This is a genomic window from Clostridium sp. B9, assembly GCF_050509515.1.
In the GTDB taxonomy this organism is placed as follows: Bacteria; Bacillota; Clostridia; order Clostridiales; family Clostridiaceae; genus Sarcina.
This window is the reverse complement of the sequence record NZ_JBNWKA010000003.1, coordinates 828901-854310: the sequence shown is the minus strand read 5'-3', so window position 1 is coordinate 854310 and position 25410 is coordinate 828901. Positions and strand designations below refer to the sequence as shown.

The window sequence follows — 25410 nt, the reverse complement described above, 5'->3', positions numbered from 1 at the left end:
AAATTGTTAATAAAACCATTTGTTGTAAAAAATTTTAAAAAAAGCTCCTTAGTATAAATACTAAGGAACTTTATATAAGGGAATTAAAAGAAAAAGCTTAATTATTTAATATCTAACCATCTTATTTCCATTGGAGCTAAAGTTAATGTCTCAACCTTAACACCATTTATATATGCGTCTGTAACTTTTTCTTCTTGAGTGTTGTTTATTACAGCCATCTTTCCTACTTCTAAGAAAGCAGCACACTCAGTATCTACATTAGTTACATAGAACTTCTTCATTTCATCTTCTTTATTCGCAGCCCAGTAAATTGCTCTTAATAATAATCTACAGTTAACTGGGGTATATGGGAATCCTGCAAAATAAACACTTCTACCTTTTCCATATGTGTTTACAGCGCAAGTAGTATCTCCTCTAAAGTTATTTTTAGCACAATGCTCATTACCAAAGTCCATTCTTATAATCTGATAGTCTGCACCTTTACCATAAACTCCACTCATACCTTCACCAAAATCAATTGGAGCATCTCCAATTTCTTCTGTTATAAAGTGATGAGGATTTAATTCATTGTATTTTCTTGTACTTAAGCTGAATCCTACTTCCTTATCAACACCTAAAACATCTGCTAATTGGAAGAACTTATTCTCATGGTGAATAGCTGTTGGCTCTCCAACTCCTATGAATCCACCGCCATTGTTAACCCAATCTCTAATCATAGAAACTAGCTTAGGATTTTTCCAATACTCTCCACCACTCCAAGCAGTGTAAGCATCTCCAGCATTTATGATAACTCCAATATCACTTGGAATTCCACCTTCTAATATATCATCAAAGCTTATAAATTCAACTTCTACTGGCATACCACTTAAACATTCAACTATTCCAGCATATGAGTATATTTCTTTATACCATAATGCATGAGCAACTTGTTGTGTTTGCCAGCTTCTTAATTTACCCCAACAGTTTAATACTGCTACTTTAAATGGAGTGTTATAAGCTTTTGTTCCTTTTATAGTGTTATGGATATCTCTAAATTCGTCACAAATACTCTCAACTTGCTTAACGAACTCTGGATATTTAACAGCAAGTCCTAAGTATCCACCATATCCTATTCTGTCTAGTGGGCTTCTTAAGATAGCTCTTCTAGCTTGTAACCAGTTTTCTCTTGCTTCTCCAACTGGATCTCCAGTTTCATTAAATACATCTGGGAAGAAGTATGGTAAGAATCTTCCTTCTGTATATTTAACTCCTGGAATATCAGATATCATTCTCATAGTTGTTCCATTACCTACAGAACCAACTACTGCATCTAATCCAATGCTTGGGAAGTACTTTCCATAAGGCTCAGTTCCTATCCAGTTGTCTCCTAAGAACATCATTGCCTCTTTTCCATTCTCATGACATAAATCAACTAATTCTTTAGCCATTTTTGAAACATGCTGACATTGGAAATCTATAAAATCTTTATATTGTTTTGTTGGCACTCTAAATGTTGAATTATAGTATCCAGCATCAACAATATCTTCTGATCTTAACTTATATCCTTTTTCCTCTTCAAATTGCTCCAAAGCAAGTGGACTTACAGATGAACTATATCCAAACCAGTCAACAAACTTTTCCTTAGCAACTTCATTGAAGCATAAAGTAAAGTGGTAGAAGAATGTTGTAAATCTAACTACATTAACTTCTGGATTTTCATCAATCCATTGCTTTAACGCTTCTTTAACATGTACACTAGCCTTAGCTTGTCTACAATCGTATGGCATTTCATGTGGCTTATCGCCCCAATCATTAGTTATATGGTTGTACATTTGAGTTGGATCCCAAATCATATAAACTAAAAAGTTTACTGTGTACTCATGATAAGGAGTAGTTTCAGTAACAGTTACTATTTCACTCTCTTTATCAAAGCTCCATTTTTCAATTGGAACTACTTCTCCAGTTGTTCTATCTATAACTTCCCACCATTTTTTCTCATCATGAACTTTATCTATATTAAATTGCTGATCATAATATCCAGCTAATATTTTTATTTCTGTTTTCTCTTCCTTAGCAATAACAGGCTCTGACATTAAGTAAAGTTGTTGTAACTCATCTTGATTTTCTCTAGCCCATTCTTGATCACTTCTTACTGTTAAGTATGTAGAATATAACTTAACCCCTAAATCAACTATATCCTTAGAAAGTTTTGTTCCATCACAGTCTCTTAGAGCATCTGCTCCCCATCTGTCTATAATATTTTTAATTTCTTCTTTCATATTAGAATCAGTTGGTATGGTTACTCTCCCCTTTAATTCTCCCATCATTCTCTCCTCCATCTTGCTTTACATATACGACAATTTAAAGTCTATATAAATTCTCTCTAACCTTTTTCTTACAATCTAATATTAACATCTACCAATTAACGTTTACATGCAATTTATTTACTTAATTATTAAATATTTTGAGTATATTAATTTTAATGTTAATTTACATATAGACTATTATTTTAAAAGTTTAACTTAGTATTTTATAAATAAAAAAAGACCAATACAATTTAAATTGTATCAGTCTAATTAAATAAAATTTCTTATGTATTATATAATATCAGTTTTATAAGTTTAATATTTTAGCAGTTACATCCTCTATGGCATTTAACTCTTTATCTAATTTTGCTATTTCATCTTTAGCATTAGGTGTAAGATTTAAAAGAATTAAACCTGAAGTTGAACAGGTATTTTCTGTTGCTTCGTGTAATCCTATTCTTGTATGAATTATACACCCATATCTAGTTAATATTTCTTGAACCTTTGGTGCAGCAGTTGTTCTTGGTGATATTTTTATTGCCATTATAGTGTACATATATAATTCCTCCCTATATATTTTGTTAATTAAATATTAACATATTTTACTAAGCATTTACTACAAAATCATTAATTATTATTAACGAAAAATCATTATAATATACTTGAACTTCTTTAAATACTAGGTCTAAACTCAATTAAAAATTTAACGCCCTCTTCAGTATTTTCTGCACTAATACATCCACCCTGTTTTTCTATTATTGATTTAACGATTGAAAGTCCAATTCCATGTTTACCTTTTTTCCCTTTATAAAATCTATCAAATATATTAGGCAAATCTTCTATAGTTATATGCTCACCATCATTTTCTATAGATATTAAAATATTTTCACCTTGATTTCTACAAGTTATTTTAATCTTACTTTTTGCATATCTTAAGCTATTTTCTATTATATTTGAAAATGCTCTATATAAACTTTTTTCATTGCACATATACAAAACTTCATTGTGATCGAAGTCATAAATAAATTCAATATTATTCTTATTAGCAACCATCTTTTGCTTAATTACACAATTAGATAAAATTTCTCTCAAGTCTCTTTCTTCTAATATATAATCTCTAGTTATATTATCTATTTTAGAAAGGTATAATATTTCTTCTATTAATTCTTCAAGCCTATCTCCCTCCTCTAAAATTATATTAGTTGCCAATTCCTTATCTATAACATCATATTTTATGCCTTCTGCATACCCTTTAATAGACATTAATGGTGTTCTTAATTCATGAGATACATTTTGGAAAAATGTTTTTTGTTCCTTATCATAGCTTTCAAGCTGCTCTGAAGTTTTATTTATTATATTACAAAGTTTATCTAATTCCTTATCTGAAAAATCATAATCACATCTTATAAAGTTACCTTCTCCTAACTGTTCTACCGAACTGCTTATTTCCTCTATAGGCTTAGCTATTCTTTTTGAAAGAATTATTGAGAGTATTATGGCTAAAATTGAAGCTAAAGCCATTATTATAATTAACACCTTATTTATTTCCTCTGCTAAAATAAGAGTATTAGATATGTCTATATATGTAATAATATAATAATCTGAATCTCCGTTTACTTCTCCGACCTTAACAAAAGAAACATAATAATTAGATTTTCCTAGTGCTAATCTATAACTATCATGTGAATCTAAATCTATTTTTTCATCTTTAAGCTTCTCTGCTATTAAATCATACTGACTTCCTTTTTCCATCCAAAATTGATTTTGATTTGGAAAAACAACCTTATAATCTTCATTAACCATCATAAAATTGGCACCAGATGATATTCCTATCCTCTTCTCATCTTCTTCAATTTTTCTCATTAACCTTATAAAAAAGTCTAACTCATTGTGTTCGCCCTTATCTTTAGGTTGTAACCCTGGATTTGTCATATTATCGTCTATGTCTTTTACCATATCTCTAACTTTTTCTATTTTTGTATGAGAACTCTTTTCTATATACTTTTCAACAGTTAAATTAAAAGAAATAACTATTCCTAAAAATATAGTAAATATTAATCCTAGTATACTTATTAACATTCTAGTTCTTATACTAATCTTTCTTTTATGCCTAGCCATTTCTTTAATTCTCCTTAAGCCTAAATCCAAATCCCCAAACAGTCTCTATAGAAACTTTTGTTTCATTTAATTTCTTTCTCAACCTTTTAACGGTATCATCTACAGCTCTTGTTTCAACATCACTTTCATATCCCCAAACTTTATTTAAAAGTTCTTCTCTAGAAACTGCTCTATCCTTATTTTCAAACATATAAACTAAAAGATTATACTCATTAGGAGTTAAATTCATTTCTTCTTCATTATATGTAACAATCTTATTACTACAATCTATCTCCATATCCCCAAAGGAAAGATTTAAATTATTTTCTTTTTGATTTTTTTCAAAATTTATTCTTCTAAAGATTGCCTTTACTCTCATTACTAATGCCATAGGACTAAATGGTTTAGTTAAATAATCATCACTTCCTAATGTTAATCCTCTTATATAATCTATATCACTATCTCTTGCTGTTAACATTATTATAGGAACTATACTTCTCTCTCTTAATTTAGTGCATATCTCAAATCCATCTGATCCAGGCATCATAATATCTATAATTACAAGATCTGATGCTTTTTTCTTAAATCTTTCTAATAGCAAATCTCCATTTTCAAAAGCTTCAACCACATAATCATTACTTTCTAAAAAAGTTTTTACTAAGTTTCTTATATTCTCCTCATCATCTGCTATATATATAAGCTTACTCATAATACTCCTCCTACCTAAGTCTATTTATTAAAATTATAACAAAAAGAAGACTTAGAGGAAATTACACTTAAAATGTTAAAACTTCATAATCCTTAATAAGAATAAAATCTTTTAATACATTTTTTGTTACAATTATTTTGTTATCATTTGTAATCATTATTCCGTTTATTCTATTAGCTATCATAAAATTCGACGCATTATCTTTTCCCATAATAAAAAGTGGTGTTGCTAAAGCATCAGCTTCTATTGAATCATCACATATTAATGTTATACTTTTCAAATCACTTTTAGCTGGCATTCCAGTTCTAGGATTTAATATATGATGATAATATTCATCATTATAATAAAATCCTCTTTCACATTCTCCAGAAGTTACAATAGATTCATTAAAAGATTTTATGGCACACACACTTTCTTTGCTATGTTTAATAGGTTCTAATATACCAACTTTCCATGAAATTTCTAAATCCTTTTTCCCTAAAGTCTTTACATTACCACCTATATTTATAAATGCTGACTCTACATTATTATTTTTATAAAACTCTATTATTATGTCTGCTATATATCCCTTTGCAATTCCACCTAAATCTATTTTTTGTCCCTCTTTTGAGAGCATAATAGATTTTTCCTCATAATTTAAAATAATATCTTCATAATTTATCAACTCTAATGAAGAGCCTATTTCATCTTTAGATGGAATCCTTGGGTTCTTACTATTAATTTTCCAAGTCTCAACTAAAGGAGCTATTGTTATATCAAAAGCTCCTCCTGTTATTTTTGAGTAATACTTTGCTCTCTCTACTATTTCAAAAGTTTCTTCTGATACAGAAACAAATCTTATTCCAGCATTTTTATTAATCAAACTGACTTCGCTCCCATCTTTGTAAAAGCTCAATTTTTCTTCCAATTCTCTCATTATATCAGTAGATTCCTCTAGAATATTTTCTCCTTCTTTATTCTCTAAATCTATATATTGATAAACCTCAGTATTAAAAATAAAGTCTTCCCTCTGCATATCCACTTCTCCTCCTATGCTTTTGCACTGCTTAACGCACTATTAACAGCATTTATTATTCCAACACTACTATATGTTGCTCCTGACGCTGTATCAACATTTGTACTCTGTTTTTGTACAATTTCTGCTGGTACTTTTTCAAATGCTTTCTCATAAAAACCTGGTGTTTCGTTGTGACTAACAATATCTACGCTAGCTATTTTCCCGCCATCTATAGAAACTGAAACTTTAAGTCCTGATGAATATCCCGATGCTGTTCCTTCATATGTCCCATCTTTATAACTTCCACTTGAAACATCGACAGATTGAGTACTATCTAAAGAAGCCTCACCTTCATGATGACCTTTTCTTTTCTCATCTCTATCATCATCAAATTCTAAAAATCCTTGCTTATTTTTGAAATTAGTATCATCATTATGTCTACTACCTGGTTTTCCCTCTAAACCTAAAGTACCTACGCCCCCTTGGAATACTCCTGATAGTCCAGTTCCTACAGAGCCAATAACTACTCCACAACACAATGCTGCTATTATCTTATTTCTATTATTTTTCATATATAAATCTCTCCTTTAACATTTTTCATTTTGATTTTTAATTAAGCTTGTCCCTAAATATCTAAAATTAACATCTTATTTTTCTTTTATATCTTCAGATATCTTTTGTTCAACCTCATCCTTAGATGTTATTAAAAGTGTATCTTTCTTTGGACAAACACCTCTATTTACACATTCTAAACAAGATATACAATTTAAATCTCTAACTTCTTCCTTATCATGAACATCTATTCCAACAGGACAATTTTTTGAACACTTTTTACAGCCAACACAAGTTGATTTTTTTCTTAATATTCTAAAAACCTTAATTTTATTAAATAATCCTAAGTAAGCCCCATATGGACATAGATATCTGCACCATGGTCTATGGATAAACAGAGATAAACTCATAATCAATGTAAACATAGCTAGAGCAACCATACTTATTCTTCTATTAAATATACCTAAAAATCCATGATATGGATTTATCATTTCCAATAAAGCTATAGATGAAGTTGCTGTTAAAATAATCGTAAGAATAAATGTTACATATCGTAAATACTTCAGTTTATTATTTAATCTTTTAGGAATAAAAGTATTATACTTATCCTTAAATATCTTTCTCCCTATCTTAGCTCCAAGATCCTGTAATGTTCCAAAAGGACATATAAAGCCACATATTACTGGCCCAAATAAAACACTTAACATTAATGAAAGTCCTATAACAATTCCTAAGACACTTTTAATTTTTACAACCCATAATGTTGATGATGTCAAAAATTGATATATACTAGTTACTCCACAAATTGGACCTATATAATGAAATGTTGATTCAGAAACCCATGGAAAAACAATTCCGTTGCTTTGTAAATAACTACTACTTGCAGCTATTATGACTATAAATAAAAAAGTTATTTGAATTCCTAGTCTCATATGCTTAACTTTTATTTTCTTCACCCTTAATTCCCTCCTAAAATATATTTTTAAATTCTCTTTAAATACTTTAAATCAAAAGTTCAATTAAAGTAGAACTAACTTTCAAACTCTATAATCATATTCTAATAATTTTCTAAATTAACTTCTCCGAAAACTAGTGGCATAATTGCGTCAAATTTGTGGCAAAAAAATACTCACCTAAAAAGATGAGATAAAAATACAACTATTTATTTTTACGAAACTAAAAACCTACTATTTTTTTATAAGCAGTTAGCAGTTTACCTTTTACATATACATATATGTTAGAAACATCATTATAAAATTTCTCTCCTCTAATAAATTCATTTCCTTAACATCCTTATTTTCTTTTTCAAAAATAAAATTAAACATATAAATCCCTCCAATATAAGTTCTTCATATGTTATTTTCTCCAAATATACTTATCTTAATCACTGTATAAAAAATAGCTATACCAAAATTGATATAGCTATACCTATTATTTACTCAAGTTAATCTCAAAAGACTTTTCTTCTAGAACCCTTTCTTTCATTGGGAATCCTAAAAATCTTAAAAGTGCATTTCTTTCTTCAAAAACTACAGGAACTACTTTTACTTTTGTAATCTCCTTATCACCTTTATATTCATAAGCAAATCCACTATCTGAACCTCCACCTTTACTAATAAAGTCTAATTTTTCTCCATCTTCATCAAAGAATATTAAGTCAAGATGATTAAATTTCTCTCCTTCTTTTCTAATTCTATGTGGATTTTCTTCTTCGTACTTTATAACTACTGATGCAGGTGTTTTTCTGGCTTCTGTTATGATGTAATCCTGATAAAGATATTCATCTAAATCCATAACTTCATTTAAATCAATAACTTCAACTTCATCTTTTAGTTTCTTACCACTAAAATCAGTATCTAAAGTCCAATTTCCATCTACTCTTTTTTCAGACTTAAAACCTCCTTTCATTCCAATTGTTTCTAGATAAATTTTAAGATTATAATCTTTTTCTAAATTAGCACCTTTCATATCAAAATACATTATAATATTAGTCACCCTATTATCCTCATCGTAATCGTATGACCCACCTACTCCATTTACCTCAACTTCTTTTCCATCTAAAGTTATACTAACACCTGTATGAGGATAAACATCTACATTATCTACATTCTTTTCTTTTATATCAACGCTTGAAAAATCAAAATCACCATAATCAACCGTCATACTAATTACTAATTCTTCATCATTTAAGATAAGTTCATTTAAAGAGAATTTTATTCCCTTATCTTCTATAACTTTTAAAACCTCTTCCTTATATGGTTTTAATGAGTCCTCTTCTTTTCCAAAATAACTTTCTAACTTCTTTCCCATGTTATTTATACTAGCTATTACACTTTCACTATTTATAACTACTCCACCTATAAGAATAGCTGAAACCGAAGCTGCTATTATTCTTTTTCTAAACTTTTTATTGTTACTCTTTTTGCCTTTTCCCTCTTTTATTAATCCTCTCATCCTATTCTTTAAAACTTCTTTTTCTTCTTCACTAACTTTAACTTCTTCTATTTTATCTTTACTATTATCTAAACCATTTAATATGTTGAATTTATCTTTTTTCACCTTTTATTCCCCCTAAAACTCATATAGATGCATTAAACTCCTAAGCTTTTTTCTTCCTCTCGAAAGTCTGTTATAAAGAATAGATTCTTTTATATTCATTGTTTTTGATATACTCTGCAACTCTAATTCTTCAATATAATATTTAATAAAAATCTCTCTATCCTTATGCTTAAGATTTTTTAGAAGTTCATAAACATCTTCCTTAAGTTCATTTTTAAGTATATTGCTCTCTACATTATTCTTGTCTTCAATCAAATTCAAATCTATTTCTAAATTTTCAGTTTCCTTTAAATATTTTCTTTTATAATCTATGGCTCTATATTTAGAAACTGAAATAACCCAATTTTTAAAACTATTTTTACTTTCATCAAAACTGTTTATGTTATTCCAAATTGAAAGAAGTATATCATTTAAACATTCCTCTTCATACTCCATAATATTGAATAGGTACTTCCTTATTACTCCCTTTATAATTGGTAAGTACTTATCTATTACCATATCTAATCCATCTTCTTTTCTCTTCTTAATGTATTTTATAATCAAGCTATCATCCATATATTACTTCCTCCCAAATAAACTCCCTCTAAGTACTAGTACACTATTTATATACGTATTGAAATACTTAAACCTATCATTTTTCAAAAAGTTTTTTCTTTGTTTAATTTTCATGTCTATATTACTTATTAAATATAGGAATATAATAAGTAATAACTACCAATTAACCACAAGAAGGAGTTGTATTATGAAAGAAAGTAGCTTAATTAGTGTATTATTACTTGCTTTTTTAGCTGGAGGATTTTTAACATTCTTAGGAGGAATAATTAAATATTTTAATGCTGGAGATATGATAAATGGATTTGATGAAAATAAGCATGATAAAAATAAAGTTTCAAAACTTCTTGGAACAGACTTTTTACTATCTGGATTAGGTGTAATACTATTAGGCATTATTGGATTATTTGTAAATGACAATTTCTATACCCTAATCAATATCCTTCAAATATGCATAATCTTTATTGGACTTGCACTATCTATTTTTCATTTTTATAAGAAATGTAGTAAAAAATAATTAAAGCAACTTAAAATCACCTGTGTTTTAAATAAAAATAACTCTTATTTTAAATATTATATTTAATTAATAAATACTTGAACTTATATATTGTATAATAATTATATATAGGTGTTTTTTACCTAACATTAAAGGGGTGTTTTTATGAATAATTTTTTTAAACATACATTATCAACTCATACTCCTCAAAGTATGAGTAAGATAACATCATATATAAGAGAAGACATAAAGGCTAGTGGAATAGAAAATGGGATTATTGTTGTCTATTGTCCACACACAACTGCTGGTATTACAATAAACGAAAATGCTGACCCAGATGTTGTTAAAGATTTGATTTATGGATTTGAAAAAGTTTATCCAACTAACGATTCAAAATATAGACATTTTGAAGGAAACTCTCATTCACACTTAAAAAGTTCAACTGTTGGAGTATCTCAGCAATTAATACTTCATAGAGGAAGACTTGTTTTAGGACAATGGCAAGATGTTTATTTCTGTGATTTTGATGGTCCTAGAAACAGAACCTTTTATGTAAAAATACTTGAAGGCTAAATTATCAATTAACCATTTTAATATCTAAAATAATATTTATAAATGTAATGTGAGTGTATTAAAAGCTATTTTGATACACCCCATTACTATTACCTCACTTAATAATTATGATATTTCTAAACTAGTGTTAATTGCTAGATATATCAAATAATTAAACTATATCTTTTCTATAAGATTAGCCATTTCAATAGCTGCTACTGCTGCATCAAATCCCTTATTTCCAGCTTTAGTACCAGCTCTTTCTATAGCTTGTTCAATATTTTCAGTTGTAACAACTCCAAAAATCACTGGAACTTCTGTCTCTAACCCTACATGTGCTACTCCCTTTGAAACCTCTCCACATACATAATCATAATGGCTAGTAGCTCCTCTTATTACTGTCCCCAAACAAACAACTCCATCATATTTTCCTGACTTAGCTAACTTCTTAGCCACTAAAGGTATTTCAAAAGCACCAGGAACCCAAGCAAGTTCAATATCCTCATCCTCTACCCCATGTCTCTTAAAAGCATCAACTGCTCCTCCTATAAGCTTAGAAACAATAAACTCATTAAATCTTCCTGCAACTATAGCAAATTTCTTACCTTGTCCAATTAAATTTCCTTCTAAAACCTTCATCTTAATCTCTCCTTTAAATCTATTTTCACTTATAAAATATTTCTTTTTAATCTCAGTACCCTTACTGACAACGTCGTTATTAACATTCAAATTTTTTATATAATGTAAAGAATATTTTACTGATTAGTCAGTATTTAATTTAACTCTTACTAACTCTCTAAATGATTACTATATTGTTTGTTTTAGCAATATTTTAAACTAATGTTTATTTTAGATAGAACTGTAAGACTATCTTAATGAACTATTTAGAGTTTTATTATCCACTTAAAATATCTGCTTAATAATGCATCTATTTAGAAAAATTCAAAGTTCTTATTATTTTTTAGATATAATTCTTGGAATTATATCTAAAAAATAATTTTACTTTGAAAGTTATAAATCTACTGCATTATTAGATGGTCCATTTTTTCTTTTTTGGTTTCTAAATAGAATCTATTTTTCTCATTGAACTTTATTTCTATTGGAACTCTCTCAACAATTTTAAGTCCATACCCCTCTAATCCTGTTATTTTTTTAGGGTTATTAGTCATAAGTCTTATTTCTCTTACTCCAAGCTCCTTTAATATTTGTGCTCCTGCTCCATAATCTCTAAGATCTTCTGGAAAGCCTAAAGCCAAGTTTGCTTCAACTGTATCTAGTCCTTCATCTTGAAGCTTATAAGCTCGTAGCTTATTTATAAGTCCAATTCCTCTCCCTTCTTGTCTCATATAAAGAAGTATTCCATTTCCTTCTTCATTTATTTTTTCCATAGCTCTATCAAATTGTTCTCCACAATCACATCTTCTGGATCCAAAAACATCTCCAGTTAAACATTCTGAATGAACTCTTAATAAAACAGGTCTATCTGAATCTATTTCTCCTTTTACTAAAGCTACATGATGCTCCCCAGTTGTTTTATCTATAAATCCAATAGCCTTAAACTCCCCATGCTTGGTTGGCATTTTTGTTTCAACTATCTTCTCTACATAGTTATCTCTTTCTGTTCTATAAGCAATTAAATCTTCTATAGTTATAATTTTCATTTCATGTTCCCTAGCAAAATCTAAAAGTTCTTCAGTTCTAGCCATAGTTCCATCTTCCTTCATGATTTCACAAATAACTCCAACCTCTTTTAATCCTGCTAATTTAGCTAAATCTACAGCATCTTCAGTATGACCTGCTCTTTTTAAAACTCCACCCTTCTTGGCTATTAAAGGGAATACATGTCCTGGTCTTCTAAAATCATCTGCTTTACTACTTATATCTACTAATTTTGAAATTGTATCTGCCCTCTCAAAAGCTGATATTCCAGTAGTTGTATCCTTATGGTCTATTGAAACTGTAAATGCTGTCTCATGATTATCTGTGTTATGTTTAACCATAGGATTTAAATTTAGTTTGTTGGCTATCTCCCCACTTACCGGTGCACATATTAACCCTTTTCCGTAAGTAGCCATAAAGTTTATACCATCTCCAGTTACAAGCTCTCCAGCCATAACTAAATCACCTTCATTTTCTCTCCCTTCATCATCAATGACTATTACTATTTTTCCATTCTTTATATCTTCTATTGCATCTTCAATTAAATCAAACTTTTTCATATCTTAAGGAGCTAAGCAGCCCCCTACACCACCTTTCAAATTACATAAATCCATTATTTTTAAGAAAGTTCTCTGTTAAAGAAGAGTTTTTTTTATTATCTTCACCCTTAAAACCAAGTAACTTTTCAACATACTTTCCTATTTGATCACATTCTATATTTACCTTATCTCCAACCTTATTTTTAATTAAGGTCGTCTCTTCTTGACTATGAGGTATTAGTGAAACTTTAAACTTATCTTCATTAACCTCTGCAACCGTTAAGCTTATTCCATCTATAGCTATAGAACCTTTATAAACTATATATTTGCTTAATACACTAGGAATTTTAACCTCAACCCATATAGCTTCCGCCTCATTTTTAAAAGAAGTTATTTCTCCTACAGAATCTATATGACCACTTACTATATGACCATTAAATCTATCTTTAATTCCCATAGCTCTCTCTAAATTAACCTTACTTCCTTTACTTAAAACTCCAAGATTGCTTTTTCTTAAAGTCTCAGCCATTACATATGCAGTAAAAAATTCTTTTCCCTTTGAAGTTACTGTAAGACATACCCCATTAGTTGAAATGCTATCTCCAATCTTTGTATCTTCTAAAACCTTGGAACATTTTATTTTTAGCAAGGCTGATTTCCCTCCACCCTCTATACTTAATACTTCTCCAACCTCTTCAATAATTCCAGTAAACACTTATTCCTTACCTCCATTCACCAAATTCATACAACTCAATTTTTTTATTTTAAAACAGAAACTATTTTAAAACACCTTCTACTAAAACATCATTATCAAAATTTTTAACTTCTATATTTTTAAGCTTAAAACTTTCAATAACTTCTCTTATTCCAATTCCTTCAATTGGACTTAAAGCGCTTTCTCCACCAAATATTTTTGGAGCTATAAATGCATAAACCTTATTTACTTCTTCACTTTCTAAAAAAGAAAAATTCAACGTTCCCCCTCCTTCAACTAAAACTGAATCTATATTCTTTTCTCCTAAAACTTCTAAGACTTTAGAAATATCAACTCTGCTATTATTCGATAAAATTTCTATAACCTCAATTCCTCTTTCCCTAAGTGCAAGTTCTTTATCTTCATCTTTTCTATCAGTAGTAAAAATCAATGTTTTTGATTCTTCTTGATTTTCTAAAACCTTAGCATTTAGTGGTATCCTAAGCTTACTGTCTATTACAACTCTAAAGTGATTTCTTTTTCTATGCTCTTTAAGTTGATTATCCAACTCATTCTTTTTTCTACACCTCAAATCTGGATTATCTTTTAAAATAGTATTTATTCCAACCATTATTGAACTATATTTCTTTCTAAGTTCATGAACAAACTCTCTAGACTTTTCATTTGTAATCCATTTTGATTTAAAATCTCTAGTGGCTATTTTTCCATCTAAAGTCATGGCCCATTTCATTCCCACAAAAGGTCTTTTATTTTCTATATAATAATTAAATATCTCATTTAACTTTTCACACTCTTCTTTAAGAACCCCAACCTTTACCTCTATCCCTGCATCTTCTAAAATCTTTATTCCTTTGCCAGCCACTAGCTGATTAGGATCTAAAGCTCCAACAACAACTTTCTTAAATTTCCTTTTCTTTATAAGTTCTACACAGGGTGGAGTCTTCCCATAATGACAACAAGGTTCTAATGTTACATATATGGTTGCTCCTTCTAAATCTTCCTTAGAACTATTGACTGCATTAACTTCTGCATGTGCTTGTCCAAACATTTCATGATAACCCTCTCCAATTATCTTTTCATCTTTGACAATTACTGCTCCCACTAAAGGGTTAGGATTAGTATATCCCTGTCCATTCATTGCAAGTTCTAAAGCTCTTCTCATATACAATTCATCCAATTTAATTCCTCCTTCAAAATCTTATTCTTAGCATTTTTAAATCAATGTTTCTTTTTTGCTATACATACATGACTTACTAAAATAAAATCTTATTTTAGATTTAGGTTCTATTTTAAACCAGTACATATCATAGATTTGAGCTATTTATTAATTAGAGTTTGAAAGAATAATCTAATAAAATAAGCCCCGAGTATATCAAACTCAGGGCTTTAAAAACTTATTATACTTAACCAAATAAAATTTCTTAAAAATTACTAATACTAATTTTAGTAATAAATATCTTTTAAACTAAAAATAAATTTTAGATAGATTTATTTAAATATCCTAATTATTAGTTTAGAGGTTAATTATTTTGAAATATATAATAAAAACTCTTTACTAAATTAAGATTTTCATAAAAGTTATCTAAGAATCAATACTAATTTAAAACATATCATAGTAGTAATAAAAAAACTCTGAACATAAAAGTTCAGAGCATAAAATTCTACCGTAATTAATATATTTAAAAACATAAAAATGCAATTAAATAAATAAGCTATTAGATATTCTTCTTTCATCCAGACTTTACTGTCGGCCTCGGAGTTTCACCGAATCATGCTAAAACTAGCTCGCGGGCTTTACCGCCGGTAGGGAATTACACCCTGCCCTGAAGAACTTATATTAATTTTTACATCTATAAATTACCATTTAATATTTGAGCTGTCAATCTTACTTTCAAAGAGTATTTAATTGATTATTAGTTATTTAATCTAAATATTCTTTATTTCCTCAATAATGCTACTCTTTATATCATCTATAGGAAAAAGCGTCCCTGGACAAAGAGTATCTGTAACACTTCTATGCGGAATTATATCTCTTATTGGATACTTTAAACTTAAATAAGTTCCTAGTTTTATAAGAGAATTTCTCTGTGCTTCATTTAATCCTTTTTCCTCAAAATTTCCTTCAATGCATATTCCTAAAGTATTATAGTTTCCATTACTTGCATGAGCACCAATAACATTTTCATCTCTTCCTCTATAAATAGTTCCATCCTCTCTTATATAAAAATGATATCCTATTCCACTCCATCCATTTTCTAAGTGAAACTTATGAATAGCTTCTGGAGTCTCTGGTGCATTTGTAGCCGAATGATGAATTATTAATCTTTTTGGATTATTACCATTCTTAAGTCCAGCTCCCCACTCATAATCAACCTCTTGTATATTTAGTTCATCTTTCATAATATTTACTTCTCTTTTAGAAAAGCTCTTATTATAAAATCCTCTATAACTATCCTCTTTATTTAAAAAAGAAAATAATGCATAACAAGTAGTAACTATAATAAAACCAATTAAAGCAAGTGTCATAACTCTTCTTACTCTTTTTCGTCTCCTTCTAGCTTTCTTATTTTTCACCTTGACCATATATATTCTCTCCTCAAATTACTTTCTATAAAAAATAAACTCTCATATGTAAATAATAAACAAAAATAAATTCAATCTCCACCTATATTAAAAATATTTACAAATTATTGTAGACATAAAATTTTAAAAATTAATAATTAAATCACTCTTTCACTAATATTATGTATAGATATAGATTTTTGAAGGAGGTATAAATATTGAATAGGTTATACAGAGATATGGCTGTAATACGAAAACGTCTCTCTTTTATTTTAGCCTTTATTTTAATTATGTTCTTTGTTCTAAGCCTTAGACTATCTTATGTAATGATAATAAAAGGCCCTGAATATGCATCACTAGCTGTTGAACAATGGACTAATGAAGTTAAAATTTCTGCAAGAAGAGGGAAAATACTTGATAGAGATTTAAATGAACTAGCAGTTAGTTCAAATGTTTATAGAGTTGACTTTAACTTAAATGCTATAAGGTCTTATAACAAAAAGACAGGCACAACTAATGATCAATTAGCTTTAGAAATTAGTAAAGCTTTAGAAATGGATAAAGATAAAGTTCTTAAAAAATTAGAATTTAAACTTCCCTCTGGAGCTAATGCAGGTTCTGCTATACTCGTTAGAAGAATAGAAAAAGATAAGGCTGATAAAGTTAAAGAATTAGAAATCCCAGGAGTAATGGTTTCTCCTGATACTCAAAGATACTACACTAATGACAACTTCTTATCTCATGTATTAGGAACAACTAATTCAGATGGTGTTGGCTTAAATGGTGTCGAGTTAAAATATGACAAGGTTTTAGCAGGTAAGCCTGGATTAAAAATAACTGAAATGGTTAAGGATGGCGCTGAATATCCTTATACAATATCTAGATTTACAGCTCCAGTAGATGGAAAAGATGTAGTTTTAACTATTGATGAAAAGCTACAGTATTTTGCTGAACAAATTGCTGAAATAGGTATGGTTCACCATAATGCTGATGCTACCTCTGTTATAATAATGAATCCTAATAATGGAGAAATCTTAGCAATGGCTAATAAGCCAGACTTTAACCCTAATAAACCTTATGATGGTGCTGAGAACTTTTCTGGTGCTACATCATCAGATAGAATTCAGAAAATGTGGAGAAACAGAGCTGTTTCTGACTCCTTTGAGCCAGGTTCTATATTCAAGATAATAACAGCATCAGCAGCTGTAGAAGAAGGATTAGCCGGCAAGGATGAGACTTATTCTTGTAGTGGTGGTCTTCAAAAAGGCGATAGATATATTAAATGTTGGAAAAAGGGTGGACATGGTACTCAAACTTTTGAAGAAATAATCCAAAACTCTTGTAACGTTGGATTTATGAATCTAGGTGAAAGACTTGGTGCTGAAAAACTTAATGAATACATTAAAAAATTTGGTCTTGGAAGAAAATCAGGAGTTGATTTACCGGGCGAATCTCCTGGTATCGTTAAGAAAACTGAAAACATAACTGATATGGACCTTGCTACTATTTCATTTGGACAAACTAACACAGTTAACCCAATCCAATTTATGACTGCTGTTAATGCGGTAGCAAACGGTGGAACATTAATTCAACCCCATGTTGTTAAAGAAATAAGTTATATAAATGAAAATAATGAAAGGGTTATTGATGAAACTTTTGTTCCAAAGAAAACAGAAGGATTAATAAGCAAAGAAACTGCTGATCAAATAAATAAAGCCTTAGAAAATGCAGTTAAAAATGGTTCTGCAAAAGGGGCTTACAAAGATGGCTATGGTGTGGCAGGAAAAACAGGTACTGCTCAAAAGGTTAATCCAGAAACAGGAACATATGGTGGTGGCTATGTTGCTTCATTTGTAGGATTTGCACCTTATGATAATCCTCAGATTTCTGTAATGGTCTCTGTTGATAATCCTAAAAATGGTGAATACTATGGTGGAAGAGTTGCCGCTCCTCTAGCTGGTATGCTATTACAAAATATATTTAATTATATAGACCTAACAGAATTTAACTTAGATGAAAAGCTTCCTGAAAAAGAAACTATTATAGTACCAGAAATTCGTGGATTACCTATAGCAGATGCTACAAAAATATTAAAAGATTTAGGTATTCAATATGAAATTGAGGGTGATGGAGAGTATATAATTGAGAGTAATCCTGCCCCATGCTACCCAATAGGAATTGATACAAAAATAACCTTAATAGCTGGTCATAGTTCAAATTTAGATAGTGATGTAATAGTTCCTGACTTTACAAATTACTCTAAAGAAGCAGCTGAAAAAATATTAAATCAATTAGGTTTAAAGGGAGAATTTGAAGGTGACGGTCCAGCAATAACTAAACAAAGTATTTCTCCAAATGAAGTCGTAGATGGTAATTCAATTATCAAATTCACCTTAGGATATTAAAGATTTGGTAATGTAAAATGTATACATTCCTTATTTAGATAATAAATACTAAGTAAAACAGAAGTAATATTAAAATATATCCTTTAAATAGTTATATTATTTAATTTCATTTATTTGACAATCCGCATGAAAAAGTTTATAAATAATATGTAAACATTATTAACTTTTTAAAAATTGTTTAATACTTAAATGGCTTTCCTAAATTAGCCTTTACTACATCGAAACTTTTTCCTTTGCTATTTTAGGTATTAAACATTCTTCCTTTAAAGAGAGTATTTTCCAACTCTCTTAAGAGCATCAATCGGTTGATGCTCTTTTTTTATATAAAATCATAAAAAATACTCTAACATCTCCTACTCATTCATTAATTTTTATTTGATTAATAACTAAATCCTATTATTAACATAAGTAATCAATATATAACAACTCTTATCTAAAGCTATATAATTAAGTTAGAAATAATTTAATTAAGAGAGATGATATTATTGAAAAAATATACTATAAGCATTGATGATAACAAATATATAAAAAAGTTCTTTGAACTTAACTTTAAATATGAAGAGTATATAAAAAATAAAATTTATAACTCTACTCTAGATTTAATAAACAACGCCCCTCATAAGATAAAAACTGTAAAAGGATACAAGTATTTAAATAAAACAATTTATGAATACAAAATCCCTTTAGATACTAATCTTGACTGTAGGGTTGCTTATGTTTTTGATGGTGAAAAAATTATATTTTTCTATATGTCTAATATAATTAGAAAAAATGAATTCACCAAATTAGTTAGCAAACTCTCTAATGTACAAAGAGTTTAGACTCTTAACATAGGAAGGAGATGTCAAAATTGATAAGTATAGCTGATTTTATAGATGTTGCTTTATATACTTTAAAGAAAATAGATATTAACGACAGTGTAAACTTCAAAAGTTTTAAAAAAGATAGACAAGTTGAAATAAGAAAATTAGATTCCGATTTATTTGAAATTAAAGAAGATGGTTTTGAAAAAAGACTTTTCAAAAATCTTGATACTAAAGAATTGAAAAGAGCTTTAAAATATCTTAGAAAAAAAGAATTCCCTAAAAGCAATTCCCTTTGGTATAAAATAATACGGAACAAATAAAAGGTGATATATCAAAACAAATTTTATTATTGAGTTTTGATATATCACTTTTTCTCTTATTCTCTTATTCTCTTTTTCTCTAATAAAATTCTACTTTTCAAATCTACTTCATGTTTCCATTAATCAATAATTAAAAAAAATACTAATTTTTTTAATATAAATTATAAAAAGGTCCCTAAATTTAAAATCTACTTTGTATTTATTAGTGAGATTACAAAAGAAAGGATTTTAAATATGATATTAACACCAACACAAACCAAAACTAAAACTTTATCAGTTTCAAGAAAAGAGCTTAAGTTTCTACTTTCTCTTAAAGATAGGTTGTACCTTTTAAACTGTTTGAATAAGCTTTTAACTCCGGATGCATATGGTGGCTATAATGGTTATAGTGTTAGAAGCCTGTACTTTGATAGCTGTAGTAATGAAGATTACTTTCAAAAAATGAATAAAACAACCCATCGAAAAAGAATAAGACTTAGAATTTATTCTTTAGAAGATAAGAAAGTTAAATTTGAGATGAAGAGAAAATCTTTTGGAAGACAACTAAAAGAAACTATAAGCATAACTCGTGAAGATGCTATAGAAATAATGAATATGAACTATGAAGTTCTATTAAAATACAAAAGCTCTCCTCTTGCTGAATATGCCTATGATGTTATGACTACATCTAACTATCGTCCTGTTTCTTTAGTGCAGTACAGTAGAAGAGCGTTTACTCATAAAGATTTTAATACAAGAATCACATTAGATAACAATTTAATCTATACAGATTTTGATTATGATTTATTCAGTGACAAAGTTAACTTTAAAGAAGCTTTGCCAAAAGACCAAACAATATTAGAAGTAAAATATGATAGATTTCTATTTAGTCAAATACAAGATGTTCTAAAAAATTGTAACTTTGTAGGAAAACCCCCTAGCAAATATGCAACATCTAGACAGCTTCTTACAAGTTTTCATTATTAAAATAATCGACTGCAAATGCAGTCTACATATAAAAATGCAAATCATACTTAAAAATTAGGAGGAATTTTTTAAATGAACACATTATTTAACCTTTCAGGACTTTACCAAAACACAACGGAACAATTAACATCTAATGCTTCACTATTAGCAAGCGTATTAGTGGCTATATCACTTTCAATAATACTATTTTTAACTTATAAGCATTCATATAATGAATTAAATTACAATCCAAAGTTTAATGTTACTTTAGTAATGATAGCTTTTATCTCTACCCTACTTATGGAACTTATAAAATCAAACCTTGCATTATCTCTTGGAATGCTTGGCTCACTTTCAATAGTTAGATTTAGAACTGGCGTAAAAGATCCTAGAGATATAGGCTTTGTTTTCTGGAGTATGGCAATAGGTATTTCATCTTCAACACATAACTTCTTAATAGGATTCTTAGGCTCAATAGGTATGGCTATATTTATGATAGCAACTAGTAAAGTTTTAAATACTAAGGAATCATTACTTTTAGTAATTAGAGGACAAGATACAAGCATAAGTTTAATCCAGGATATAATAGACTCAATTAAAGGAACAAACAAACTTAAAGCTAAAAATATAACTTCTGATTCATTTGAAATCGTATATGAAATCACTTTAAAAAACTGTGATGAGAACCCAATAATAGATAGACTTATGAAACTTGATGGCGTAGATACAGTAAACGTACTAGCCCCTAATACGGAAGTAGTTTAATATAAATCACCTCAAATATTAATAAATGTTGATTTTATCTAGATATAAACAGCTAGGTAAAATCAACACTTATTTAAATTTTAGAGAACATTGAAAATTCACATGCATTTAGCTATAATAAGACTTATAAATATATTCCAAAAATTACTGTATTTAACTAATAATTTATAAGTTTTACTCTAACTCTATATTATTTCATTATATATAATAACTATTTAAATACGTCATTTATGTTTAAACCAAGTTCATTACAAGCCTCTTCTAGAGTACATCCATTTTTATCTACATATCTTGAAACATATCCTTCTAGCCCTAATGGTCCATAAAACTGCTCCACCATATCACCTCCTTCAATATAAAATATATTGTATTTTAACCTACAACTTAATCCTGATTTTTTCATCATTAAAAATTATTCTATCCAAATACGGATAAATAATTCTTATTATAGACTTGTATCTTTTAACCTTTTATCCATTTAATATAACCTATATCAAAATTTACAATCAATAATTTTTTGAGAGCTATAATTATATTTGAGAGTATATTTATTATGGGAGGTTTATTATGGATATAACATTTAAAACAGATGAAGGTAAATTTAATTATAGAGTTGCAGGTATCATTATTTATAATGATAAGTTATTAATCATGAGAGATGGCAAAAACTCACACTATTATCTTCCTGGGGGAAGAGTTAAAATGAATGAAAATTCCAAAGAAGCAATTACTAGAGAAATTAAAGAAGAATTGGGTATTCATTGTAAAATTAATCATTTACTCTATGTAGATGAAAATTTCTTTATAGAAGATGGCTCTAAAGTTAAGTTCCATGAATTAGGATTCTATTACTTAATAGATATTGACACCTCATTATTACCTAAAGGAGAATCATTTGAATTAAAAGATACTGATGGAATAATACATTCATTTACTTGGAAAGATTTAAGTGAAATAAAGGACTTGTACATATATCCATTGTTCTTAAAAGAAGGACTAGTCTCACTTGAAAACACCACTACTCACATAATAGAAAATGAATTTTTATAATTTTATAATAAGCTCTGTTTTAAACTAATATTGATTTTTAGATAGAACTGTAAGACCATCTTAATGAGCAATACTTTGCGAAATTAAGCTAGATCTAAAAGGCTATCTAAAAATCAATATTTACCTAAAATAGAACCTTATAATGAACTATTATCTTCTTGCAAAATCTACAAACTTAAACTTATCTGGTCTATGTCTTGATTCAGTATATTGAAATAAATTTCTACCTTCTAAATATGTGTAACTCTTAACCACGGCTACCATATCATATCCTCTTAAATCAAGTAACTTTTTATCTTCTTCTGTAGCATTTTGAACTGTTATTTCCTTTTCTGCATAAGCTATTTTTAATCCAAGCTCACCTTCTATATAATCATATAAAGAATTCTTACAAATCTCTTCAGTAAGTCTTGGGACAAATTCAGAAATAACGTAATCTTTATCTAAAATTATCTTTTCTCCATCTATATTTCTAGTTCTTACTATCCTCCATACATATTCATTTGGAGACACCTCTAACTTTTTCATCATGGTATCATCTGGATTTTTTAGAGTTAATTCTTCAACTATAGTCTCACAACTTCTTCCTAAGCTCTTTTCTATTTCCTTAAAACTCTTTATTCCTGATACAGGGAAATTAAACTTATTTACATCAAGTACAAAAGACCCTTTTCCTCTAGACTTCTCTATGTATCCATTCTGCTCTAAAAGATTAAGTGACTTTCTTACTGTATCTCTAGAAACTCCATACTCTGACATAAGCTGAGATTCTGAAGGCAGCTTACTGTTAACCTCATATATCCCACTATCTATTTTTCCAACTATTTCATGATATATATTTAAATACTTACTAGACATATTTTCAAACTCTCCTAAACCATTACATATTACTAATACTATTTTAACATATAGCTTTTTTTAGCCATAGCCTAAATAATAAAAACTCCCTCACAAAAGCTTGTAAGAGAGTTTTTTACTATGCCTTATTTTAAACTATTTCTCTAGCTTATAAATTATTGATTCATATGGTCTTAAAGTTAAATTGCTTAAATCCAAAGTACTTTCTTCGTAGTTAGACAATAAGATTTTCTTTTTAAATCTATCTAATCCTTCAACTTCTTTTGATAAATCTATTTTATACTCTTCTCCATAGAAGTTATTTACCACAACTAATTTTTCTCCATTGTAATTTCTTTCATATGCATACACCTTAGAATCATTTTCTAGAAGTTGAACGTAATCACCATATGCAATTACATCTTCATTTTTTCTAAGCTCTATAAGCTTTTTATAGTGATAGTAAACAGAACTTTTATCTTCTAATGCACTCTCAACATTTATCTTCTTATAGTTTTTAGCTACATTTATCCAAGGAGTTCCTGTTGTAAATCCAGCATTTTCTTCTTTATTCCACTGTACTGGAGTTCTTGAATTATCTCTTGATTTACTTTTAAGTATTTTAATTATTTCTTCTTCATTAACTCCCTCTTCTTTTAAAATATTGAAGTAGTTTATTGATTCTATATCCTTATATTCATCTATGTTATCAAAATAAGGATTAGTCATTCCAACCTCTTCCCCTTGATATATATAAGGAGTTCCATTCATCATATGTATTGAAGTCGCAAGCATTTTTGAAGATTCATTATGATACTTTTCAACATCTCCAAATCTTGAATTAACTCTTGGCTGATCATGGTTACACCAGAATACTGCATTCCATCCACCGCCTTCTATAATTCCTCTTTGCCAATAATTAAATATCTTCTTAAGCTCTAAGAAATCAAAGTCCATTAATGACCATTTTTGTCCATTCTTATAATCAACTTTTAAATGGTGGAAATTAAATACCATTGTTAGCTCTTTTTCATTTGGATTAGAATATTTTATACAGTTTTCAAGTGAAGTTGATGACATCTCTCCAACAGTAATAATCTCTACATCTTTACCAAAAGTTCTTTCATTAAGTTCTTTTAAATATTCATGTATTCTATGTCCATCAGTATAGAATCTTCTTCCATCACCTTCATAATCATTTTCAAACTTCTCTGGTTTTGAAATAAGGTTTATAACATCTAGTCTAAATCCTTTAACACCTTTTTCAATCCAGAAATTAACCACATTATAAACTTCTTCTCTAAGTTCTGGATTATCCCAGTTTAAATCTGCTTGAGTAACATCAAATAAATGAAGATAATACTCACCCATTTCCTCAACATACTCCCAAGCATTTCCTCCAAACTTAGAAACCCAGTTTGTTGGCGGCTCATCCTTCTTGCCTTCTTTGAAGATATAGTAATTCTTATACTTTTCTTCCCCTTTTAAAGCTCTTTGGAACCATTCATGCTCAGTTGATGTATGGTTAAATACCATATCAAGCATTATATCAATTCCTCTTTTCTTAGCCTCACTTGCTAACTCTTCAAAATCCTCCATAGTTCCGTATCTTGGATCTATATTATAGTAATCAGCAATATCATATCCATTGTCCTTCTGAGGAGACACATAAAATGGTGTCATCCATATATAATCAACACCTAGCCCTTGTAGGTAGTCTAATTTCTCTATAACTCCTCTTAAATCACCAAGTCCATCTCCATTAGAATCCTTAAATGATTTTGGGTATATTTGATAAACAACACTTTTCTTAAAATCTTTCATAATTCACACCTCTCAGAACTTGTACGTATAAGTTACCTTAAATATATTCTAATTTATTCTTCCTGTCAATATTCTTTTAAATTAGGCTATGTCTTAAGTGAGTGTTGATTTAAAACATATCCTAAAATTAAAACTAAATAATAACTCTTAAATATCAAAACAATAATTGCAGCTAAAATATTTA

The 25410-nt window shown here is 28.7% G+C and carries 25 protein-coding genes and 1 riboswitch; of the genes, 8 read left to right on the top strand and 17 right to left on the bottom strand.

The genetic code is table 11. From position 1 onward, the window contains the following. Positions 1 to 101: 101 nt before the first annotated feature. The 9 genes from gnpA to ACQZHJ_RS03815 form a co-directional block, all read right to left on the bottom strand. Positions 102 to 2303 (bottom strand): 1,3-beta-galactosyl-N-acetylhexosamine phosphorylase, encoded by a 2202-nt coding sequence (gnpA, locus tag ACQZHJ_RS03855; RefSeq protein WP_430484229.1) that lies wholly within the window; start codon positions 2301 to 2303, stop codon positions 102 to 104. Positions 2304 to 2592: 289 nt separating this feature from the next. Next, positions 2593 to 2841, bottom strand: a complete 249-nt coding sequence (locus ACQZHJ_RS03850) for a hypothetical protein (RefSeq protein WP_430484228.1) — start codon at positions 2839 to 2841, stop codon at positions 2593 to 2595. A gap of 116 nt (positions 2842 to 2957) precedes the next feature. Continuing rightward, a complete protein-coding gene (locus tag ACQZHJ_RS03845; RefSeq protein WP_430484227.1) occupies positions 2958 to 4403 on the bottom strand; it encodes an ATP-binding protein in 1446 nt (481 codons plus the stop codon). 4 nt (positions 4404 to 4407) lie between these two features. Next, positions 4408 to 5091 (bottom strand): response regulator transcription factor, encoded by a 684-nt coding sequence (locus tag ACQZHJ_RS03840; RefSeq protein WP_430484226.1) that lies wholly within the window; start codon positions 5089 to 5091, stop codon positions 4408 to 4410. 67 nt (positions 5092 to 5158) lie between these two features. Next, the gene (locus ACQZHJ_RS03835; protein ID WP_430486858.1) at positions 5159 to 6106 is read right to left on the bottom strand and encodes an FAD:protein FMN transferase; all 948 of its coding nucleotides are present in this window, start codon (positions 6104 to 6106) and stop codon (positions 5159 to 5161) included. A gap of 14 nt (positions 6107 to 6120) precedes the next feature. Beyond that, entirely contained in the window at positions 6121 to 6660 is a 540-nt protein-coding gene (locus ACQZHJ_RS03830; RefSeq protein ID WP_430484225.1) for an FMN-binding protein, read from the bottom strand. 75 nt (positions 6661 to 6735) lie between these two features. Beyond that, positions 6736 to 7596: a 4Fe-4S binding protein gene (locus ACQZHJ_RS03825; RefSeq protein ID WP_430484224.1), complete on the bottom strand. Its 861-nt coding sequence runs from the start codon at positions 7594 to 7596 to the stop codon at positions 6736 to 6738. 475 nt (positions 7597 to 8071) lie between these two features. Next, on the bottom strand, positions 8072 to 9199 hold the full coding sequence (locus tag ACQZHJ_RS03820; RefSeq protein ID WP_430484223.1) for a DUF4179 domain-containing protein: 1128 nt from the start codon (positions 9197 to 9199) through the stop codon (positions 8072 to 8074). Positions 9200 to 9211: 12 nt separating this feature from the next. Continuing rightward, positions 9212 to 9754, bottom strand: a complete 543-nt coding sequence (locus ACQZHJ_RS03815) for a sigma-70 family RNA polymerase sigma factor (RefSeq protein WP_430484222.1) — start codon at positions 9752 to 9754, stop codon at positions 9212 to 9214. Between the two features lie 187 nt (positions 9755 to 9941). Between ACQZHJ_RS03815 and ACQZHJ_RS03810 the strand changes: the two genes are divergently transcribed. Then, the gene (locus tag ACQZHJ_RS03810) at positions 9942 to 10268 is read left to right on the top strand and encodes a DUF3784 domain-containing protein (RefSeq protein WP_430484221.1); all 327 of its coding nucleotides are present in this window, start codon (positions 9942 to 9944) and stop codon (positions 10266 to 10268) included. Between the two features lie 144 nt (positions 10269 to 10412). Then, complete coding sequence (locus ACQZHJ_RS03805; protein WP_430484220.1) at positions 10413 to 10820, top strand: secondary thiamine-phosphate synthase enzyme YjbQ; 408 nt, start codon at positions 10413 to 10415, stop codon at positions 10818 to 10820. A 156-nt stretch (positions 10821 to 10976) separates the two neighbouring features. On the opposite strand, the gene ribH is transcribed toward ACQZHJ_RS03805, so the two are convergent. From ribH to ACQZHJ_RS03780, 5 genes are all read right to left on the bottom strand, one after another. Continuing rightward, positions 10977 to 11438 (bottom strand): 6,7-dimethyl-8-ribityllumazine synthase, encoded by a 462-nt coding sequence (ribH, locus tag ACQZHJ_RS03800; protein ID WP_430484219.1) that lies wholly within the window; start codon positions 11436 to 11438, stop codon positions 10977 to 10979. A gap of 380 nt (positions 11439 to 11818) precedes the next feature. Further along, complete coding sequence (locus tag ACQZHJ_RS03795; RefSeq protein WP_430484218.1) at positions 11819 to 13018, bottom strand: bifunctional 3,4-dihydroxy-2-butanone-4-phosphate synthase/GTP cyclohydrolase II; 1200 nt, start codon at positions 13016 to 13018, stop codon at positions 11819 to 11821. 40 nt (positions 13019 to 13058) lie between these two features. Continuing rightward, entirely contained in the window at positions 13059 to 13712 is a 654-nt protein-coding gene (locus tag ACQZHJ_RS03790; RefSeq protein ID WP_430484217.1) for a riboflavin synthase, read from the bottom strand. Positions 13713 to 13773: 61 nt separating this feature from the next. Next, positions 13774 to 14889, bottom strand: coding sequence for a bifunctional diaminohydroxyphosphoribosylaminopyrimidine deaminase/5-amino-6-(5-phosphoribosylamino)uracil reductase RibD (gene ribD / locus ACQZHJ_RS03785; protein ID WP_430484216.1), 1116 nt, complete (start codon positions 14887 to 14889; stop codon positions 13774 to 13776). A gap of 541 nt (positions 14890 to 15430) precedes the next feature. After that, positions 15431 to 15547: riboswitch (FMN riboswitch) on the bottom strand. A gap of 91 nt (positions 15548 to 15638) precedes the next feature. Beyond that, positions 15639 to 16295: a peptidoglycan recognition protein family protein gene (locus tag ACQZHJ_RS03780; RefSeq protein ID WP_430484215.1), complete on the bottom strand. Its 657-nt coding sequence runs from the start codon at positions 16293 to 16295 to the stop codon at positions 15639 to 15641. Positions 16296 to 16492: 197 nt separating this feature from the next. Here ACQZHJ_RS03780 and ACQZHJ_RS03775 point away from each other — a divergent pair, with 197 nt between their 5' ends. The 5 genes from ACQZHJ_RS03775 to ACQZHJ_RS03755 all read left to right on the top strand — a co-directional run bounded on the left by ACQZHJ_RS03775 (position 16493) and on the right by ACQZHJ_RS03755 (position 21515). After that, on the top strand, positions 16493 to 18679 hold the full coding sequence (locus ACQZHJ_RS03775; protein WP_430484214.1) for a stage V sporulation protein D: 2187 nt from the start codon (positions 16493 to 16495) through the stop codon (positions 18677 to 18679). Between the two features lie 476 nt (positions 18680 to 19155). Next, positions 19156 to 19500 (top strand): hypothetical protein, encoded by a 345-nt coding sequence (locus ACQZHJ_RS03770; protein ID WP_430484213.1) that lies wholly within the window; start codon positions 19156 to 19158, stop codon positions 19498 to 19500. A 20-nt stretch (positions 19501 to 19520) separates the two neighbouring features. Then, a complete protein-coding gene (locus ACQZHJ_RS03765) occupies positions 19521 to 19805 on the top strand; it encodes a hypothetical protein (protein WP_430484212.1) in 285 nt (94 codons plus the stop codon). 234 nt (positions 19806 to 20039) lie between these two features. After that, positions 20040 to 20771 carry a polyphosphate polymerase domain-containing protein gene (locus ACQZHJ_RS03760; protein ID WP_430484211.1) on the top strand — a complete coding sequence of 244 codons (732 nt, stop codon included), beginning with the start codon at positions 20040 to 20042 and terminating at the stop codon, positions 20769 to 20771. A gap of 72 nt (positions 20772 to 20843) precedes the next feature. Beyond that, complete coding sequence (locus tag ACQZHJ_RS03755) at positions 20844 to 21515, top strand: DUF4956 domain-containing protein (protein ID WP_430484210.1); 672 nt, start codon at positions 20844 to 20846, stop codon at positions 21513 to 21515. A gap of 211 nt (positions 21516 to 21726) precedes the next feature. Here ACQZHJ_RS03755 and ACQZHJ_RS03750 read toward each other — a convergent pair whose 3' ends face one another. After that, on the bottom strand, positions 21727 to 21852 hold the full coding sequence (locus ACQZHJ_RS03750; RefSeq protein ID WP_430484209.1) for a hypothetical protein: 126 nt from the start codon (positions 21850 to 21852) through the stop codon (positions 21727 to 21729). Positions 21853 to 22082: 230 nt separating this feature from the next. Between ACQZHJ_RS03750 and ACQZHJ_RS03745 the strand changes: the two genes are divergently transcribed. Next, entirely contained in the window at positions 22083 to 22565 is a 483-nt protein-coding gene (locus ACQZHJ_RS03745; protein ID WP_430484208.1) for an NUDIX hydrolase, read from the top strand. Between the two features lie 150 nt (positions 22566 to 22715). Here ACQZHJ_RS03745 and treR read toward each other — a convergent pair whose 3' ends face one another. Together treR and treC are read right to left on the bottom strand one after the other, a co-directional pair. Then, entirely contained in the window at positions 22716 to 23423 is a 708-nt protein-coding gene (gene treR / locus ACQZHJ_RS03740; protein ID WP_430484207.1) for a trehalose operon repressor, read from the bottom strand. 135 nt (positions 23424 to 23558) lie between these two features. Next, positions 23559 to 25226 carry an alpha,alpha-phosphotrehalase gene (gene treC / locus ACQZHJ_RS03735; protein WP_430484206.1) on the bottom strand — a complete coding sequence of 556 codons (1668 nt, stop codon included), beginning with the start codon at positions 25224 to 25226 and terminating at the stop codon, positions 23559 to 23561. Positions 25227 to 25410: the final 184 nt, after the last annotated feature.